The organism is Streptomyces pactum, assembly GCF_002005225.1.
GTDB classification, from domain to species: Bacteria; Actinomycetota; Actinomycetes; order Streptomycetales; family Streptomycetaceae; genus Streptomyces; species Streptomyces pactum_A.
In genome coordinates this window covers 84,335-101,151 of the sequence record NZ_CP019724.1, presented here as the reverse complement: position 1 = coordinate 101,151, position 16,817 = coordinate 84,335, and the positions used below count along the sequence as shown (strand labels likewise).

Genomic DNA, 16,817 nt, shown 5'->3' with positions numbered 1-16,817 from the left:
GAGAAGCGGCCCGCCCGGGAAGACCTGCCGACAGGTTTCCGAGCGGGCCGCGTACGTGCCGACCCGCGGCGGGCCGGGGGGGCACGTCACCGGCCGGCCGGTGTCAGGTCCGGGTCCCCGAGCGTCCGGTGGGCCATCTCCAGCACGCTGCGGCGGACCGCCTCGGCGTCGATCGGCGTCCCGTCGGCGATCAGGTCGTCCAGCAGGCCGTCGGCAGCGTGGTAGACCATGCGGAACGCCCATTCGGGGTTGGCGCTGCGAAAGGCGCCGGCGACCGCGCCGCGCCGGACGAAGTCACAGATCGAGTCCACCACGCGGGCGTTGGACTCCTTGCACATCTCCAGCGCCTTCGCGTTCGCCGATCCGTAGACCAGCCGGTGCAGCTCGGCGTTGTCGATGGCGTGCTCCAGGAGCCTGCACAGCAGCTCGTCCATGGTGGGCCACCACGCCTGCCCCTTGCCCAGGATCTCCTGGGTGGTGTCGTAGAACGCGTTGACGTACTGCTCCCAGAGGGCGGCCAGGACGTGGTCCTTGGTCTCGAAGTACATGTAGAAGCTGCCCTTGCCCATGCCCGCGGCCGTGGCGATGTCCGCGATGGTGGCGTCGGCGAAGCCCTCCGTGCCGAACACCTCACGGCTGGCCCTCAGGATGTCGGCCCTGCGCGCCTCGGGGGTCTTGACGACGCGCTTGCGCTTCCTCGGGGTCGCGGTCTGAGCCATCACTGCAGCCCTCCTTGCTCGGGGAGTATGCGTTCGAGGCTACATGACCGACCGCCGGTCCCTTGTCGGACCGACCGTCGGTCAGTTAGCGTTTCTCACGCTTGGTCTTCCCATGGCCCCCTGTCGCATGCAGGCAGAAGGCCTCGAACTCGTGTGAACGTGAGGCAGGCATGACAACTGCGACCCCGGACGCCACCCGCGGAAAAGGTCTGTTGCTGACCTTCATCTGCGTCGGCATCTTCATGGTGTACCTCGACTCCACCATCGTGAACGTGGCCCTGCCGGAGATCCAGCAGGACCTGTCGGCAGACCTGACCCAGCTCCAGTGGGTCATCAACGCCTACGCGCTCGTCGTCGCCTGTCTCCTGCTCACGGCGGGGACGCTCGGCGACATCTTCGGACGCAAGCGCATCTTCCTCGGCGGTCTGGTGGGATTCCTCGCCGCGTCGGCCCTCTGCGCGCTCGCGCCGAACTACGAGTTCCTGCTGGTCGCCCGTGTGCTGCAGGGTGCCGCGGGATCCATCATGATCCCGGTCTCACTGGCCCTCGTCTCCACCACCTACCCGCAGCCCGCCGCGAGGGCCCGTGCCATCGGTATCTGGGCCGGCATCGGCGGACTCGCCCTCGCCGCGGGTCCGGTGCTCGGCGGCGTCCTCGTGGACGCCTTCGGCTGGCAGTCGATCTTCTGGGTCAATCTGCCCTTCGGCCTGGCCGCGCTGGCCGTCCTGGCCGGCAAGCTCGCCGAAAGCAAGGCACCGAACCGCCGCCGCGCCGACATCACCGGGCAGGTCCTCTTCGTCGTGGCCATGGCCACCCTCGTGTACGGGCTGATCGAAGCCAGCGCCCGGGGGTGGAGCGACCCGGTCATCCTCGGTTCCTTCGTCGTCGCCGCCGTCGCCCTGGCCGCCTTCATCGCGTGGGAGCTGCGCAGCGAGGACCCGATGCTGCCGATGAACCTCTTCCGCAGCCCCGTCCTCGTCGTGGCCGGCGCCGTCAACTTCCTCGGCCTGTTCGGCCTGTACGGCAGCATCTTCCTGCTGACCTTCTATCTGCAGGAGGTCAACGGCCTGTCGACCACCGAGGCCGGCGTCCGGTTCCTCGCCCTGAACGTGTCGATCATGGTGTTCTCGTACGTCGCGAGTGTGGCCGCCGCCAAGTTCGGCCCGAAGGTTCCGATCCTGATCGGCTCGCTGGCGAGCGCTGTCGGCCTCTTCGCACTGGCCCAGTTGGAGCCGGGCAGCGGATTCGGCTCCTACTGGTGGGCGATGGCGCTGCTCGGCGCCGGTGTCTCCCTCGTCGGAGCGCCGGCGACCGTCGCGCTGCTCGCCTCAGTCCGCCCGGAGCAGGCCGGGACCGCATCGGGTGTCTCCAACACGTTCCGGCAGGTCGGCAGCGTGTTCGGCGTGGCCCTGACGGGCACCCTGCTGATCCAGCACCTGCACGACGCGGTCCCCGGCGCGATGAAGAACGTGCGGTTGGATCCGGCGGCGCGCGGCGAGGCGACCGGTCTGCTGTCCTCGGGCGACCTGAGCGCCATCGCCGGGCTGCCGGAGCAGGCGCGGCAGCCGGTGCGCGACGCCGTGGCTCCGATCTTCACCGACGGACTCCAGATCGGCTTCACGGCGGCCGCCGTCGGCACCATCATCGGGGGCCTGCTGGCGCTGGTGATCCTGCCCAGCCGCAAGAAGATGGCCGAGGCCAGGGCCGCCGCCGCAGATCCGACCCCGGGACCCGCCGACGCCTCCCGTGCCGCCTCTGTGTGACCCGACCATCACGCACAAGCATTACGGAGCCGCCGTGGACACCAAGGAACTCCTGCACGCCTACCAGGAACTGCTGGCCGAGGCCGAGCTCATCACCGACGCCCCACCTCTCGCCGAGTCCGACCGTACCCAGATCGACTGGATCCTGGCGCACATCGCCCTGAGCGACCGGGCCCTGGCCGACGCGGGACGCGCCGTCATCGCCGGCCGGGAGGCCCGCCTGGACAACACCCAGGCCATGTCGAAGTCCGAGATCGGCCGGATCCTCCGCTCGACCACCCACGCGGAGCGGGCGGAGCTGGTCCGCCGGAACGCGATGGAACTCGTCGACCTGCTGGCCCTCACCCCCGACGAGGCGGCGGACGCGACCGTCCGGGCCCGCCTCGTCAACCGTGAGGGCGCCGTGGTCTTCGACCAGGACCTCAAGTGGGGGGATCTGATTCGAGTACGCGCCAAGGAACACATTCCGGGACATGCGGCCACGCTGCGATCCCGAAAAGGCACACAGACCGGTCCGTAGGCACACCGGTGGACCAGTTAGCCGCTTCCCGGCCGTCCCTGTGTCCGAGATCTATGGTAAACGTTGATAAAAAAACGTTCATCATGCATTTCTCGTGTGTCAGAATCGAACTAAAGCACTGGGCTGTTCGTTGAGATGGCAACGCGCGTTAACCGTCGAAATTGAGCCATCTGGCTGATCGGGGGAGGGGAGTGCGCCGGCCATTCATCGTGACAGGTGACGTCAGCCAGTCCGGCACTCCCGCACCGGTCAGCCGCACGGCGGAATCGCGTTCGTCTTGACGTGTACCGAATAGACGGCAACGGAGGACGATGTGCTGAGCTTTTCGATTCTCGGGGCGCTAGAGGTCCACACCAGAACAGGGCAGGTCGACATACCGGGCGATCTGCAACGCACTTTATTACAGGTACTGCTGGTCAGCGAGGGGCAGGCAGTGTCAGGGGAAACGCTCGTCGAAGAGATGTGGGGGGAATCGACGCCAGACAACCAGGTGAACGCTCTCCAGGCACACATCAGCCGAATGCGGCGACGACTGAAATCCCTGGAGCCCGACCGGCATACGTCACGCCTGACCGTCCACCCGTCCGGCTACCGGCTGGCCGTGGACGAGTCCGAGATCGACGCCGCCCAGTTCCTCGGGAAGGTCCACCGGGCCGAGGGTATCGTCGCCACGCGCCCGGCCGAGGCCGTCGGTCTCCTGCGCTCCGCCCTGTCCATGTGGCGAGGCCCGGTCTTCGGGCCCCTGCCCGGCGGGTCGGTGTGCCGCCTGGCCAGCGCCCTGTACGACGAACACCGCCTGCGCGCCAGTGAGTTGCTGTTCGACGCCGAGCTCAGCGCCGGCCGCCACGCGAGCATCCTCGCCGAACTCCGCGACGCCCACATCAGCAACCCGCTGCGCGAGCGGTTCTGCGAACAGCTCATGATCGCCCTGTACCGCTCCGGCCGGCAGACCGATGCGCTGGACACGTATCGCCACATGTGGAAGCGCCTCTCCGAGGAGATCGGGGTGCTCCCCTCCCCGTCACTGCGAAGCGTGGAACACGCGATCCTCTCCCACGATCCGTCCCTCACCCTGACCAGTGCCCCCACGCTCTGCCGGTCCGCGTGACGCAACCCGCACCGTGACACCGTTCGGACGCGGACCGTCCGCGACGTCCGCGGCTTCGGACAGGTGAGCGGGCCCGTCCGCCGGGGGACCGGCGGACGGGCCCGGTTTTCGTGGCTCAGGCGGTACGGCCCCCGGGCAGGAGCCTCCGGAATCCGGTGTAGGGGACGAGGACCTCCGGCAGGACCACGCTGCCGTCGGGCCGGCAGCCCTGTTCGAGGAGAGCCGCCACCGTGCGGCCGATCGGCAGCGCCGACCCGTTGAGCGTCGCGGCGAAACCCTTGCGACCGGTGGCGTCGCGGTGGCGGATTCCCGCCCGCCGGGCCTGGAAGGTACCGCAGTCCGAGACCGAGGAGATCTCCCGGAAGGCGCCGCTGCCCGGCAGCCACACCTCGACGTCGTAGGTCATCCGCGCGGAGAAGCCCATGTCGCCGGCAGGAAGCAGGACCACGCGGTACGACAGTTCCAGCCGCCGCAGACACTCCTCGACGTGCCCTGTCATCAGCTCGAACTGCGACGGGGCGTCCGCCGGCGCGCACACCCGCACCAGCTCCACCTTCTCGAACTGGTGCAGCCGCAGCAGCCCCCGGGTGTCCCGCCCGTAGGAACCGGCCTCGGAGCGGAAGCACGGGGTGCGGGCGGTGAAGGCGAGCGGCAGTTCCGCGTCGGTGAGCGTCCGTCCGGCGACCAGGTTCGTCAGGGGCACCTCGGCGGTGGGGATCAGGAAGAGCTCGCGGTCGCCGACCCGGGTGGCGAAGAGGTCCTCCTCGAACTTCGGGAGCTGACCGGTGCCCATCATGGTCTCCCGGTTGACGAGGAAGGGAACCGTGTACTCGGTGTAGCCGTGCCGCGCGGTGTGCAGATCGAGCAGGAAGTCGCCGAGCGCCCGTTCCAGACGTGCTCCCGGCCCGCGGCCGACCTGGAACCGGGCCCCCGACAGACGGGTGGCGCGGGCGCTGTCGAAGAGTCCCAGGCGCTCACCGATATCGGCGTGGTGCGCCGCCCCTGCCTCGCCGGCCTCGACCGGGGGCCCGCCCCGGCGTATCTCCACGGCCTCCTTCTCGGACCGGCCGTCCGGCACCTGGTCCAGCGGAAGGTTGGGGATGGTCCGCAGGCGCCGCGTCAGCTCGGCGGTCGCGGCGCGCGCCTGCGTCTCGGCCTCCTGCACACGGTCCCGCAAGGCGCGTGCCGCCGCACGCTCCTCCTCGTCCGGGACCGCGTCGCGGGTGTCACGGCGCGCCGCGGCCTTCAGCCGTGCCCGCAGCCGGCTCACCTGGTCCTCGGCGGCGGTCCGCCTGCGGGAGGCCGCCTCCAGGGCGTCGAGATCGAGGGGGTGGTCGCGTCGCGCCAGTCGCCGTACGGCCTCGGGTCCCGACTCGATGAGTTCGCGTACGTCGTGCACGGCAGTCTCCTTGCGTTCCGGTGCGGCCCGGACGGTGCGCGGACGTGCCGGCCCGGGCGCACGGCGGGGGTACGAACAGGGGCAGCCGACCCGGTGTCGGATCGGCTGCCCCGGAACGGCAGTGACGCTCAGGCCGCGGCCACGGCGAGAACCGCGTTCTGCCCGCCGAAGCCGCAGGAGTTGCTCAGCGCCAGGTCGACGGGGAGCGACGTCTGCGTCGAGGCGACCTTGATGTCGATGCGGGGATCCGGGTGGGTGAGGTTGGCGGTGGGCGGCACGATCGACTGTTCCACCGAGAGCACCGTGAAGACCGCTTCCACGGCTCCCGCGGCGCCCAGCAGGTGCCCGGTCACGCCCTTGGTGGAGGTGACCAGTGGGTCGCCGGTCAGTACCCGCTTCAGCATGGTGGCCTCGGCCAGGTCGTTCAGGGGCGTCGACGTGCCGTGCGCGTTGACGTGTCTCACGTCGCCCGGTCCGGCGTCCGCGTCGCGCAGGGCGTCGCGTACGGCCGACTCGATACCGGCGCCCGTCGGATGGGGAGACGTCATGTGGTGGGCGTCGGCGGACGCCCCGTAACCCGCGACCCGGGCCCGGACCCGGGCACCGCGGGCGCGGGCGTCCGCCGGCCGCTCGAGGACGAGGATGCCGGCACCCTCCCCGGCGACGAACCCGTCCCGGTCCGCGTCGAAGGGCCGCGAGGCGGCGGCGGGGTCGTCCTCACGCCGGGACAGGGCGCCCATCTGCGCGAAGCCCGCCATCGCCAGCGGCGTGATCAGGGCTTCGCTGCCCCCGGTCAGGACCACGTCGCAGCGGTCGAGAAGCAGCAGGTCCCGGGCGACGCCCACGGCGGTCGTGCCCGAGGCGCACGCCGTGGACACCACCAGGTTGGGGCCGGCCGCTCCGAACTCGATGGCCGTCTGGCCCGCCAGCATGTTGGGTAGCTGCATCGGCAGCAGCAGCGGGGACACCTTGCCCGCACCCGCCGACAGCAGCACCCGGTGCTGGGCCTCGACCGTGGTGGGCCCTCCGTCGCCGTTGCCCAGGACCACGCCGACGCGCGCGCCGTCCCAGGTCTCCCGGTCCAGCCCGGCATCGGCCAGCGCCTCACGAGCGGCGACCAGGGCGAACTGTACGAACGGGTCCAGGCGCAGGGCACGCCTGGCCCCCAGCAGGGCATCGGCGTCGAACCCGGGAACGCGGCACGAGATCCTCACCGGGTTCGACTCCAGCACAGGGTCGAAGGCGGCCGTGGAGCGCCCTGAGCGAACCGTCGCCCAGCTCGACTCCACCCCGATGCCGGCCGGGGTGACGAGGCCGACCGGGCCTCCTCCAGACCGCCCGGATAGGGCTCGGACTCCTCCCGCTCCTCGTCGGGCGCTTGCTCGCGCAGCAGGTCGCGGAGCATGGCGGCGACCTCGTCGAACCCGCCGGCCGCGTCCTCGGCGGCCCGGTGCGCGTCGAGCAGTTCGGCGTGGGCCTCGCGGGCCTGCCTCAGTGCCTCGTTGCGGGCGGCGAGTTCGGCGGTCGCCGTGCGCAGCAGGGTCTGGGCGTGTTCGGCGTCGCGCGGGAGGAGCTCCTCGGGGAGTTCGGTGTGGGCGTCGCCGTCCTCGGGCGCGAGCCGTTCGGCCTCGCCGCGCAGCCGGCCGAGCTGTTCGCTCGCGCTCGACATGCGGGTCTCCAGGAGCTGCACCAGTTCCTCGGCGCGGGCGGCGGCGGCCTGCCGGGACGGTCCGTCGGAGCCGTCGGGCGACTCCAGCAGTTGCCCGGCCCTGGTGCGCACCTTGTTGCTGAGCCGGTCCAGTTCGGCGCGGGCCGCGCTCTCGTCGCTCTCCGCGCGGGCCTGTTCGGCCCGCAGGTCGGCGCCGACGCCGACCTTCTCGTAGAGCTGGGAGGCCGCACGGTAGGCCTCGCGGAGGGCGGGCAGGGACGTCTTCGGCGCGCTCGTGCCGTCGTCCGGCGCGTCCTGCGGTACGTCGTCGGGGGCGCCGGCGATCTCGGAGCGCTCGGCGCGCAGTGTGCGGGCGGTGCGTCGGGCGTCGTCGGCGGCCCGCTGGGCGCATTCCCACTATGTTCCCCATAGCGCAACCCATCGTGCCATGCGCAACAGCAGAGGAGCTTGCCGTGCCACACGAGGTCCGTGCCGTAGTCGCTGTGAAGAAGGGCGCACCGGTCGAGGTGCAGACGGTCGTCGTGCCGGACCCGGGACCCGGCGAGGTTCTCGTCGCGGTACAGGCCTGCGGGGTCTGCCACACGGACCTGCACTACCGGGAGGGCGCGATCACGGACGACTTCCCCTTCCTGCTCGGCCATGAGGCGGCCGGCACGGTCGAGGCGGTCGGCGAGGGGGTCACCGATCTTCAGCAGGGCGACTACGTGGTCCTGGCCTGGCGGGCGCCCTGCGGCGGCTGCCGTTCCTGCCGACGCGGTCGCCCCTGGTACTGCTTCGACTCCCGCAACGCCGCCCAGCCGATGACCCTGCTGGACGGCACGCCGCTGACCAGCGCCCTCGGTATCGGTGCCTTCGCCGAGAAGACGCTGGTCGCGGCGGGCCAGGCGGTGAGGGTCGACCCGGCCGCGCGCCCCGAGGCGGCCGGCCTGATCGGCTGCGGGGTGATGGCCGGTTACGGCGCCGCCGTCAACACGGGCAACGTGGGCCGCGGCGACTCGGTCGCCGTCATCGGCTGCGGCGGCGTCGGCAACGCGGCGATCGCGGGAGCCGCCCTCTTGGACCGGCCGGGCTACCGGCTACACGGCTACCGCCGGCAGCGACGGGCAACGGCTGCCGTCCGGCTGGCAGACCACCGCCACCACCACCTACGACACCCTGGGCCGCCCGCTGGCCGTCACCGACACCGCAGGACGCACCACCTCCACCGCCTACACACCCGCCGACGCCGGTCCCCTTACGAGAACGCTCTCGACCGACCCCAAGGGCTACACCTCGGCCAGCTATCTCGACCCCCGTCGCGGCTTGGCACTGCGCAGTTACGACATCAACTCCAAGAAGACCGAACAGCACTACGACGCGCTCGGCCGGGTCACCGACGTGTGGCTGCCCAACCGCTCCAGCGGCAGCCAGATCCCGAACGTCAAGTTCACCTACCACCTCGACAACACCAAGCCGTCCTCGGTATCGACCGCCACCCTGACCAACAAAGACACCTACATCACCAACTACGCCCTCTTTGACTCCCTCTTGCGGCCCCTGCAGACCCAGGCACCGACCCCGCAGGGAGGCCGGCTGCTGACCGACACCCACTACGACACCCGCGGCCTGGCCTACGCAACGTTCGCCGACATCTTCGACAACACCACCACCCCCAACGGCACCTACACCCGAGCCGAATACGGCGCCGCCCCCACCCAGACGGAGACCGTCTTCGACGGCGCCGGCCGGCCCACCACCAGCACCCTGCTCGTCGGCGGCGTCAAGAAGTGGGCCACCACCACCAGCTACACCGGCGACTCCACCGCCACCACCGCCCTCGACGGCGGCTCCGCACAGCGCACCATCACCGACATCCGCGGCCGCACCACCGAAACCCGCTCCTACGCCGGCGAAAACCCCGCCGATGCCGCCTTCGGCACCGGCCCCGGCGCCAGCTACACGTCGACCAAATTCACCTACGCTCTCGACGGCCAACAGAAGACGATCACCGGCCCGGACGGGGCCACCTGGTCCTACGGCTACGACCTGTTCGGCCGCCAGACCAGCGCCGACGACCCCGACAAGGGCAAGGCAACCACCCAGTACAACGCCCTCGACCAGATCACCAAGACCACCGACTCTCGCGGCAAGTCCATCCTGAGCGCCTACGACGAGCTTGGCCGCCCCACCGGCACCTGGGCCGGATCGAAGACAGACGCGAACCAGCTCACCGGCTACACCTACGACACCCTCCTCAAGGGCCAGCCGACCTCCTCCACCCGCTACCTCGGCGGCAAGAGCGGCGTTGCCTACACCCAGGCTGTCACCGCCTACGACAGCATGGGCCGGGCCACCCACACCGAACTGCAACTGCCTGCCAGCGACCCGTTCGTCAAGGCCGGCCAGCCGGCCACGATGGCGTTCGAGACGCACTACAACACCCCCGGGGCGGTGCAGCAGACCAAGGACCCAGCACTGGGCGGCCTGCCCTCCGAAATCGTCGGCTATGAGCACGACGACCTGGGCAACCTCACCGCCATCGGCACGTACCTGCCCGAGATCGACTACTCGGCCCTGACCGAACCGCAGATGCTCACCATGGGCACCGGCGAAGACCAGGTCTACGTCGCCAACCGCTTCGAAGAAGGCACCGGCCGCCTCACCCGCACCTTCACCCAGGACCTCACCCACCCCTACCACCTGCAGGACCTGAACTACAGTTACGACCAGGCTGGCAACGTCACCTCCATCAGCGACCCCACCACCCTCGGCGGCACCAGCAGCGCCGAAACCCAGTGCTTCACCTACGACGCCCACCAGCGGCTCACCGAAGCCTGGACCCCCACCTCCCAGAAGTGCACCGACCCCCGCAGCGCCACCTCGCTATCCGGCCCAGCCCCCTACTGGACCAGCTACACCTACAACACCGCAGGCCAGCGCACCACCGAAACCCAGCACACCAGCGCCGCCACGACCAAAACCACCTACTGCTACACCAACACCGACCAGCCCCACACCCTGACCGGCACCACCACCAAAACCGACTGCACCAGCCCCGAACATACCTACACCTACGACACCACCGGCAACACCACCAAGCGCCCCGGCGTAGCCGACAACACCACGCAGAACCTGGCCTGGTCCGAGGAAGGCAAACTCACCCGCCTCACCGAAGACAACCAGTCCACCGACTACCTATACGGCGCCGACGGAACCCTCCTCATCCGCGCCACCGAAAACGGCGAACGCGTCCTCTACGCCGGCAGTACCGAACTACACCTCCGCGCCGACGGCACCACCTGGGCCCAGCGCTACTACGCAGCAGACGGCATCACCGCCGCCCTGCGCTCCAACCAGACCGGCACCAACAAGGTCACCTTCCTCGTCAGCGACCACCACGGCACCTCCAGCCTGGCCATCGACCGCCTCGACCAGAAATACACCAAGCGCTACACCACCCCCTTCGGCGAAGACCGGGGCAAACCCCAGTACGGCCCCTGGCCCGACGACAGGGGCTTCCTTGGCAAGACACGAGACACAACCACCGGCCTCACCCACATCGGGGCGCGCGAATACGACCCCACTCTTGGTCAATTCATCAGCGTCGACCCACTACTCGAATCCGAAAAACCTCAGACCCTCAACGGATACAGTTACGCCGCAAACAACCCCACGACTTTTTCCGATCCCACCGGTACCAGGCTTGCCGATTGTGACGGTGGATGGAACGAATGCGGACCTGGTGGAAACGGCGGAATCAGCGACAGCGGGCCAGTTGTCGACAGCGGCAACAGCGATAGCGGTTCGCCATCAACAGGCGGGACAGCGTCAACCGGCAGCGGCGGCAGCGTTGAGTACCCTGCGCCACAAGATCCTGGATGTGGTTTCTGGGACGTCAAGTGCGGATTGAAGCAGTTCTTCCACAGCGAGTGTGGATTCTGGGACGTCAAGTGCGGACTCAATGAAAATTATCAGGCCTGGAAAACCGTTCTCATGCCTGATACAGAGGATGCCGAAGCCTGCTCCCAGTTTGACAAGCTCGCATGTAGCATGCTCGTCGCCGGTTTCTTGCCGGCAGGGAAACTGAAGAAGCTCGGGAAGCTTCTTGATGAGGGACAAGACGCCAAGAAGGCTGCCGAGATAATCGAGGAAGCCATTGATTTGGTAGGCCAGGTGCCCTATGGCGAAGGGCATCTCGGCAAAGCAGTGCAATTGCAGCGCTTGATTGACAAGAAGAGGAATGGAAACTACGCTTCCGCTCTGCTAGATGATGGAACCACGCTGGTGGCCCACTCCGACTCGTCCTTCCACTCTGAGGAGTACCTGCTACAGCGGGCCGGGAAGAGGAAAATCGTGGCAGCATACTCGGAACGTGAACCCTGCGCCACTGGACACAATTGCGAGTCCCAGTTGAAGAACGCTGGGGTGAAAAACGTGAGTTGGTCATTCCCGTGGAACGGGATCGGCGACGCCGGCAGGGCGAAGACGAACAAGGACCTCAACGCTGCAATCTCAAAGCTCTTCAAGGGGTAGCGAGCCGAGTGTGCTGTACTGGTGGGGCTGGGTCAGACTCGAGCTCCACCAGTACCTTTTTGCTGAAAATTCGGAGAACATTCCATGAATATTGATCTCGTCAACCTTGGTATCGTGCACGGTGGGGCAGAGTTGATCGTTCCGCATGAATTTTTCTCCTATCGGTCGCTTGATTCACTCGAAGCGGTTGAGTCGGATTCCGGGAAGGCGCTGATTCGTTTCGGCGTGTTTGGCCTGAGTGTCTCCGTGTACCTCGACCAAGACTCGCAGGAGGTTCTGTACGGACTGAACCCCGGAGACGTCAATATCGTCAACACTTCATTCCCGCATTTTACTCAGTGCGTCCTCCGGTTGAGTGAAATGTTCCCGTTCTATGCTGAAGACAGCGATGCCGACGAATGGGAAGAAGCCGCACAAAGAGTAGAAGATGTCATTCGCGAGATCGACCCGAGCGCGTATCGCGAGGGATCTTTCTGGTATGAATTCAGGTGGGATGTGACAACGGGGGATTTTCATGACTAGGGGAGCCGCAGTTGCTGTGACGCGCTTGCTTAGTGATCTTAACTGTGGCCTGCTGCCATTCAGTCGTATAGGGCGATACATCTGTTCCGCTAGACTTCTTGCAGAGGCTAACGAAATGAAATACCAGTAGTCGTCTTCTTGATTGGTGGCGAGAAGGGGTAGAACAGGGAGTCACAGCACCAGGATGCTTCCTTCGGGCGCTCGGTCGGATTGCGTTAGTTGCGTCGCGTGAACGATCAGGAGGCGGTGGACACTGCTGATGGGTGTCGCTCGCGGACTCGGAGCGGGAGCAGTGGGGATACCCAGCCAGACGGGTTGGAGCGCTGAGCTTCCGTGTCGATCGACATAAGAACCTGGCCAGCTTCGCGCTGCCGTGATGCGTCGTTCGCCCATGGACGGGGGACCAAATTGCATGCCAGTCCATTGTCGGATGACCCTTCTCTCGAGAGCTCTACCGGCGGTAGAATCGCTGGTATGAGCAAGCCGACGAGTATCAAGACCAGCGAGGAAGTGCGCGATCGGCTGCGTGTCCTCGCCGAGGAGCGCGGCACCACCATCACGGAGCTGCTGGAGGAGCTCGCGACGCGTGAGCTCACGGAAGCCGAGCGGGAGCAGCGTGCGGTCGAGGCGGCCCGAGAGCTCGGCATTGAGTACACCGAGCAGGTCCAGCAGGTCGGCCAGGACGCCTGGGCGAAGATCCGCGCCCATCAGGGCGGCGCCGCCGCATGAACCTGACGGCCGTCCTGGACCACACGGCTCTGGCAGCCCTGTACCGCGCGGACTCCTTCTTCACGGGCCTCTACATCGAGGCATCGCGCGGCACCGGCCGTGTCATCATCCCCTCCCTCTCCGTGCTCGCTGCCGAACGGCAGGTTGCGGGCGCTGGCAAGCACGCGGCATCCCTGCGGTTCGCGGAGAACGTTCCGTTCACCGCAGCGCACGCAGTGGACGCGATGGACTGGACAAACGTGGACTGGCCGGTGGCCCACGCTGCTGCGATCGCCTGGCACGCGGTCAAGGCGGGCGAGCCGCTCACGGTCCTGTCGCTGGAACCCGAGTTGTACGCGGGTACCGGCATCACTCCGCTGAACCCCACCTGACCCACGCCGTCTCAGGGCCGTTTCCCGCGGGAAACGGCCCCCCTTCTTGGTTAACGCCCGGCGCGCAAATGCGCCTGCCGGGCGACGACCAGGCCACACCAGCGGCTGCGGGTGTCCTGTTCGGGACTGTAAATCGTTCGGGTCTGTTCCGTAGTCGGTGGTAACGGTGAGTGCCCGCCTGTGATCATTGAGCGTGCATGATGTGAACACGCTTGTAGCAACGGTGTTTTCAGGGTTGTCGGCGTTGGTCATCGAGGATGTGGCGAACGGTGGCGAGATAGTCCGGGTTGCGGCCCGGACCCGGGATGTTCCCGTTCCCTGTCCGATGGGCGGTGTCGAGACGGGGAGGGTCCACGGGTATCACGGCCGGACGGTGCGGGATGTGCCGGTCGACGGCCGACAGGTCGTGGTCCGGGTGAGGATACGACGGCTGGTCTGTCCGGTCCTGGGCTGCAGGCGGCAGACCTTCCGAGAGCAGGTCCCCGGGCTTCTGGAGCGCCATCAGCGCCGCACCACACGTCTGACCGGCCAGCTCTCTGAGCTGGTCAAGGAGTTATGCGGCCGGGCGTCCGCCCGACTCGCCCGATCGCTGGCCGTGCCCGTGTCGTACGCCTCTGCCCTGCGGCTGCTGCGGCGGGTGCCCGTGCCGGAGGTGCGGATCCCGCGGGTGATCGGGGTCGACGACTTCGCCCTGCGGCGCCGGCAGAGCTACGCCACGATCATCATCAACGCCGAGACCGGTGAGCGAATCGAGGTACTGCCCGGCCGCGAAGCCGCCACTCTGGAAGCCTGGCTGTGCGGACATCCGGGCATCGAGGCCGTGTGCCGGGACGGATCGGCCACCTACGCCGAGGCGGTCCGCCGAGCCCTGCCCGACGCGGTCCAGATCAGCGACCGCTGGCACCTGTGGCACAACCTCACCGAGGCCGTCCGCAAAGAAGTCGCCACGCACAGCACCTGCTGGGCGAAAGAGGGCCCGCCCCCGGCTGAGGGGAGACAGGCCGCCACCACCCGCGAGCGCTGGCAACAGGTCCACGCCCTGCGCGAGCGCGGAGTCGGACTTCTGGAGTGCGCACGGCGCCTGAACCTCGCCATGAACACCGTCAAGCGCTATGACCGCGTCACCGAGCCCGAGCGCCTCATCCGCGCCCCCAAATACCGGCCCACCCTTGTGGATCCCTACCGCGATCACCTGCGCAAGCGCCGACTGGAGAACCCGGCCGTCCCCGTCACCCATCTCCTCCAGGAGATCAGGGACCTGGGCTACACCGGCAGCTCGAACCTGCTGGTTCGCTGCGTCAACCAGGGCCGTGTCGAGGCCGACCGGCCCGCCCTCTCGCCCCGTCGCCTGGCCCGCTACCTGCTCACCCGTCCCGACCGCCTCAAGGACCACCAGCGGGAACGTATCGAGGCCGCCCGCACTGCCTGCCACGAAATGACCGCTCTGGCCGACCTCATCCACCGCTTCGCCGTGCTGCTGGATCCCGCCGACGGCAATGCCGCCCTGCTGAGCACCTGGATCACCTCGGCCCAGGCCGAGGACCTGCCCCACCTGCATGCCTTCACCCGGGGCCTCGAGAAGGACCGCGCCGCAGTCGACGCCGCCATCACCCTGCCGCACCACAACGGCGGCACCGAAGGCGTCAACAACAAAACCAAGCTGATCAAGCGCCAGATGTACGGCCGCGCGAGCTTCCCTCTCCTCCGCCACCGCATCCTCCTGGGTTGACCACACCCTCCGTCACCACCGACTACGGAACAGACCCGCTCGTTTGACAGTCCCGGTCCCGGACCGAAAAGAGAGAAAGGGGAAGGGGACGGGTGGGCGGCGGTGCGGTGTGCGGCCGGGGGCAGGGCCGACTCCTGGCTGGGTTGCGCGTCGGCGACCCTCCGCGCTCCGCTCCCGCAGGACACGGGCGCTCGAAGAACCCTGGTGGCCGCGGGGCCGTGCTCACGAGTCAGGGCCAGACGTCGAGAGAGGGGGAGCATGTCAGTGCTCGTTCATAGGATCACGGTATGTCTGATGCCTTCACCGTCTTGTGGACCCACGACACATGCCGTGCGCTGCGCAGGGCCGGCCGTGTGGGGGAGCGGCCGCCGGTCGCGTTCAGCGGCGTTCATTCTTCCCTGCCCGCGTGGACGGGCGCCCAGGCGGGGGACGAGGTGTACGCGCTGCATGTCAACCGGCGTGAGGTGTTCGTGGTGAGCCGGATGCGGATCATCGACCGCGAGCGTCACGGCTGCTGCGGCACGGCCCCCGCAACATGGGAGGACCCCGCCTATCCCGGGCACGACGACTGGTCGATGCTCGGCGCCGAGGGCTGCGGCGCCGACGCGGTGCACGTGGACGCCACACCCGTACGCTTCGATACGCCGATCCCTGGCGACCTGCTGGCCCAGCTCACCTGGCGCAACCGCCGGGGCCAGACCCGCAACCTGAAGTATGTAGTGGACGGCCGTCTCGAGAACTCGGTCAGCCTCCAGGGCTTCTACCGTCTGACACCCGCCTCGGCCACAGAGCTGGCGGACGTCACCGCCCGCGCCGTCTCCAGCCGCTGACACACAACCACGGCACTGGAACACACCCGCGACGACGACCGCTGCGGTGAGCACCAACCCGCTCTTCCTCGCCCGAAGGCCCCGTCACCTACCCGCAGCGGCCTCCTCGCGCTCGTACTGGGTGCGAACCTCTGCCATGGCGCGCGGCCAGGCGCGTGTTCGCTGCCACGCCGCCGTACTCGCGCGCGAGCCGTGCGGCGATGCCGCGCGCGCCGGTACCCGCCGGCCGTCCGAAACTCGGCCAAGACGACAGCGACCGCATGCCCCCCCCCGCTGCGCACGGCCCGGACCCCCGCCCTGGTTCCCCCTGCCGTCTCCAGGACGCCGTCCAGCGGCCCGGAAACGGCAGGTGCCGATGTTCTCGGCCTCCGAGAACGCCTCCACAGTCTCCCGTCGTAGTGGGTGCGATTCGCAGTGCACGGGCCCGCCGAAATCGGAGCTCAACGGGGTACCGCAAACATTGCGCGCTGTCAGACCGCACCCAACGCTTCGCAGGCGGGCAGGCTTCTGCCCTGCTTGCCTCGGCGATGAGTTTGAGCCGTTCTCCCCGGACTGCCCAGCGGGCGAAGAGGCGACCACAGTTCGGGTGGCCGCGCCTCTGTTCGGGCTGTGGTCTTCATGGGCATTGGCCGTATCAGCAGCATTATTGCGTCGAGCGCTGCTGTCGGTCGGAGTCCTCTTGCGGTGCGGGGTGCTCACCCCTCTGCTTATTCATTTACGGACATCCGTCACACGATCGTTGGCGTGCACATGCATACGCGTGATACGTGTCTCCTCTTTGTGGATCTTGTGTCTTCGGTGTGAAGGCAGGGGAGGAGAAACGGTGCGTACCGCACGATTGTTGGCAATTTTCTCGACGCTCCTGGCGTTGCTGGGCGGGAGCGTCGTGACAGTGGGGGGCGTGGCTGCCGCAGCAGGCCGGGCCGGCGTGGTGAAGGAGGTGCCC

Annotated in this window: 12 protein-coding genes and 2 pseudogenes; 10 read left to right on the top strand and 4 right to left on the bottom strand. The window is 68.1% G+C overall.

Annotation, left to right across the window (positions count from 1 at the left end; genetic code table 11):
- Positions 1–86: 86 nt before the first annotated feature.
- Complete coding sequence (locus tag B1H29_RS00420) at positions 87–719, bottom strand: TetR/AcrR family transcriptional regulator (RefSeq protein ID WP_055422265.1); 633 nt, start codon at positions 717–719, stop codon at positions 87–89.
- A 170-nt stretch (positions 720–889) separates the two neighbouring features.
- On the opposite strand from B1H29_RS00420, the gene B1H29_RS00415 reads away from it, so the two are divergent.
- The 3 genes from B1H29_RS00415 (at position 890) to B1H29_RS00405 (ending at position 4,110) form a co-directional block, all read left to right on the top strand.
- Positions 890–2,482 (top strand): DHA2 family efflux MFS transporter permease subunit, encoded by a 1,593-nt coding sequence (locus B1H29_RS00415; protein ID WP_079159912.1) that lies wholly within the window; start codon positions 890–892, stop codon positions 2,480–2,482.
- Positions 2,483–2,516: 34 nt separating this feature from the next.
- Positions 2,517–3,002, top strand: coding sequence for a hypothetical protein (locus B1H29_RS00410; RefSeq protein ID WP_055422267.1), 486 nt, complete (start codon positions 2,517–2,519; stop codon positions 3,000–3,002).
- Positions 3,003–3,315: 313 nt separating this feature from the next.
- Positions 3,316–4,110: an AfsR/SARP family transcriptional regulator gene (locus tag B1H29_RS00405; RefSeq protein WP_055422268.1), complete on the top strand. Its 795-nt coding sequence runs from the start codon at positions 3,316–3,318 to the stop codon at positions 4,108–4,110.
- Between the two features lie 115 nt (positions 4,111–4,225).
- Here B1H29_RS00405 and serS read toward each other — a convergent pair whose 3' ends face one another.
- The 3 genes and pseudogenes from serS to B1H29_RS38985 form a co-directional block, all read right to left on the bottom strand.
- Positions 4,226–5,509 (bottom strand): serine--tRNA ligase, encoded by a 1,284-nt coding sequence (gene serS / locus B1H29_RS00400; RefSeq protein ID WP_055422269.1) that lies wholly within the window; start codon positions 5,507–5,509, stop codon positions 4,226–4,228.
- 128 nt (positions 5,510–5,637) lie between these two features.
- Positions 5,638–6,804, bottom strand: coding sequence for a beta-ketoacyl-[acyl-carrier-protein] synthase family protein (locus tag B1H29_RS38990; protein WP_055422350.1), 1,167 nt, complete (start codon positions 6,802–6,804; stop codon positions 5,638–5,640).
- A gap of 10 nt (positions 6,805–6,814) precedes the next feature.
- Positions 6,815–7,565, bottom strand: a pseudogene (locus tag B1H29_RS38985) (hypothetical protein); the annotation flags it as partial.
- Between the two features lie 65 nt (positions 7,566–7,630).
- On the opposite strand from B1H29_RS38985, the pseudogene B1H29_RS00390 reads away from it, so the two are divergent.
- From B1H29_RS00390 to B1H29_RS00360, 7 genes and pseudogenes are all read left to right on the top strand, one after another.
- Positions 7,631–8,233: pseudogene (locus B1H29_RS00390) on the top strand (alcohol dehydrogenase catalytic domain-containing protein); the annotation flags it as partial.
- Positions 8,234–8,480: 247 nt separating this feature from the next.
- Positions 8,481–11,690, top strand: a complete 3,210-nt coding sequence (locus tag B1H29_RS00385; protein ID WP_079159911.1) for an RHS repeat-associated core domain-containing protein — start codon at positions 8,481–8,483, stop codon at positions 11,688–11,690.
- A gap of 84 nt (positions 11,691–11,774) precedes the next feature.
- Entirely contained in the window at positions 11,775–12,212 is a 438-nt protein-coding gene (locus B1H29_RS00380) for an SUKH-4 family immunity protein (RefSeq protein ID WP_055422271.1), read from the top strand.
- A 474-nt stretch (positions 12,213–12,686) separates the two neighbouring features.
- Positions 12,687–12,941 (top strand): hypothetical protein, encoded by a 255-nt coding sequence (locus tag B1H29_RS00375; protein ID WP_055422272.1) that lies wholly within the window; start codon positions 12,687–12,689, stop codon positions 12,939–12,941.
- Positions 12,938–13,312, top strand: coding sequence for a PIN domain-containing protein (locus B1H29_RS00370; protein WP_055422273.1), 375 nt, complete (start codon positions 12,938–12,940; stop codon positions 13,310–13,312). Before B1H29_RS00375 ends, B1H29_RS00370 begins: the two co-directional genes overlap by 4 nt.
- Positions 13,313–13,505: 193 nt before the next feature.
- Positions 13,506–15,041: an ISL3 family transposase gene (locus B1H29_RS00365; protein ID WP_079159910.1), complete on the top strand. Its 1,536-nt coding sequence runs from the start codon at positions 13,506–13,508 to the stop codon at positions 15,039–15,041.
- A gap of 287 nt (positions 15,042–15,328) precedes the next feature.
- Positions 15,329–15,871, top strand: coding sequence for a hypothetical protein (locus B1H29_RS00360; RefSeq protein WP_055422275.1), 543 nt, complete (start codon positions 15,329–15,331; stop codon positions 15,869–15,871).
- Positions 15,872–16,817: the final 946 nt, after the last annotated feature.

Bases quoted from the DNA above. Each gene is read 5' to 3' on its own strand.
- B1H29_RS00420 (WP_055422265.1), bottom strand. From the start codon at position 719: ATGGCTCAGACCGCGACCCCGAGGAAGCGCAAGCGCGTCGTCAAGACC.
- B1H29_RS00380 (WP_055422271.1), top strand. From the start codon at position 11,775: ATGAATATTGATCTCGTCAACCTTGGTATCGTGCACGGTGGGGCAGAG.
- B1H29_RS00370 (WP_055422273.1), top strand. From the start codon at position 12,938: ATGAACCTGACGGCCGTCCTGGACCACACGGCTCTGGCAGCCCTGTAC.
- B1H29_RS00360 (WP_055422275.1), top strand. From the start codon at position 15,329: ATGTCTGATGCCTTCACCGTCTTGTGGACCCACGACACATGCCGTGCG.
- B1H29_RS00415 (WP_079159912.1), top strand. From the start codon at position 890: ATGACAACTGCGACCCCGGACGCCACCCGCGGAAAAGGTCTGTTGCTG.
- B1H29_RS00375 (WP_055422272.1), top strand. From the start codon at position 12,687: ATGAGCAAGCCGACGAGTATCAAGACCAGCGAGGAAGTGCGCGATCGG.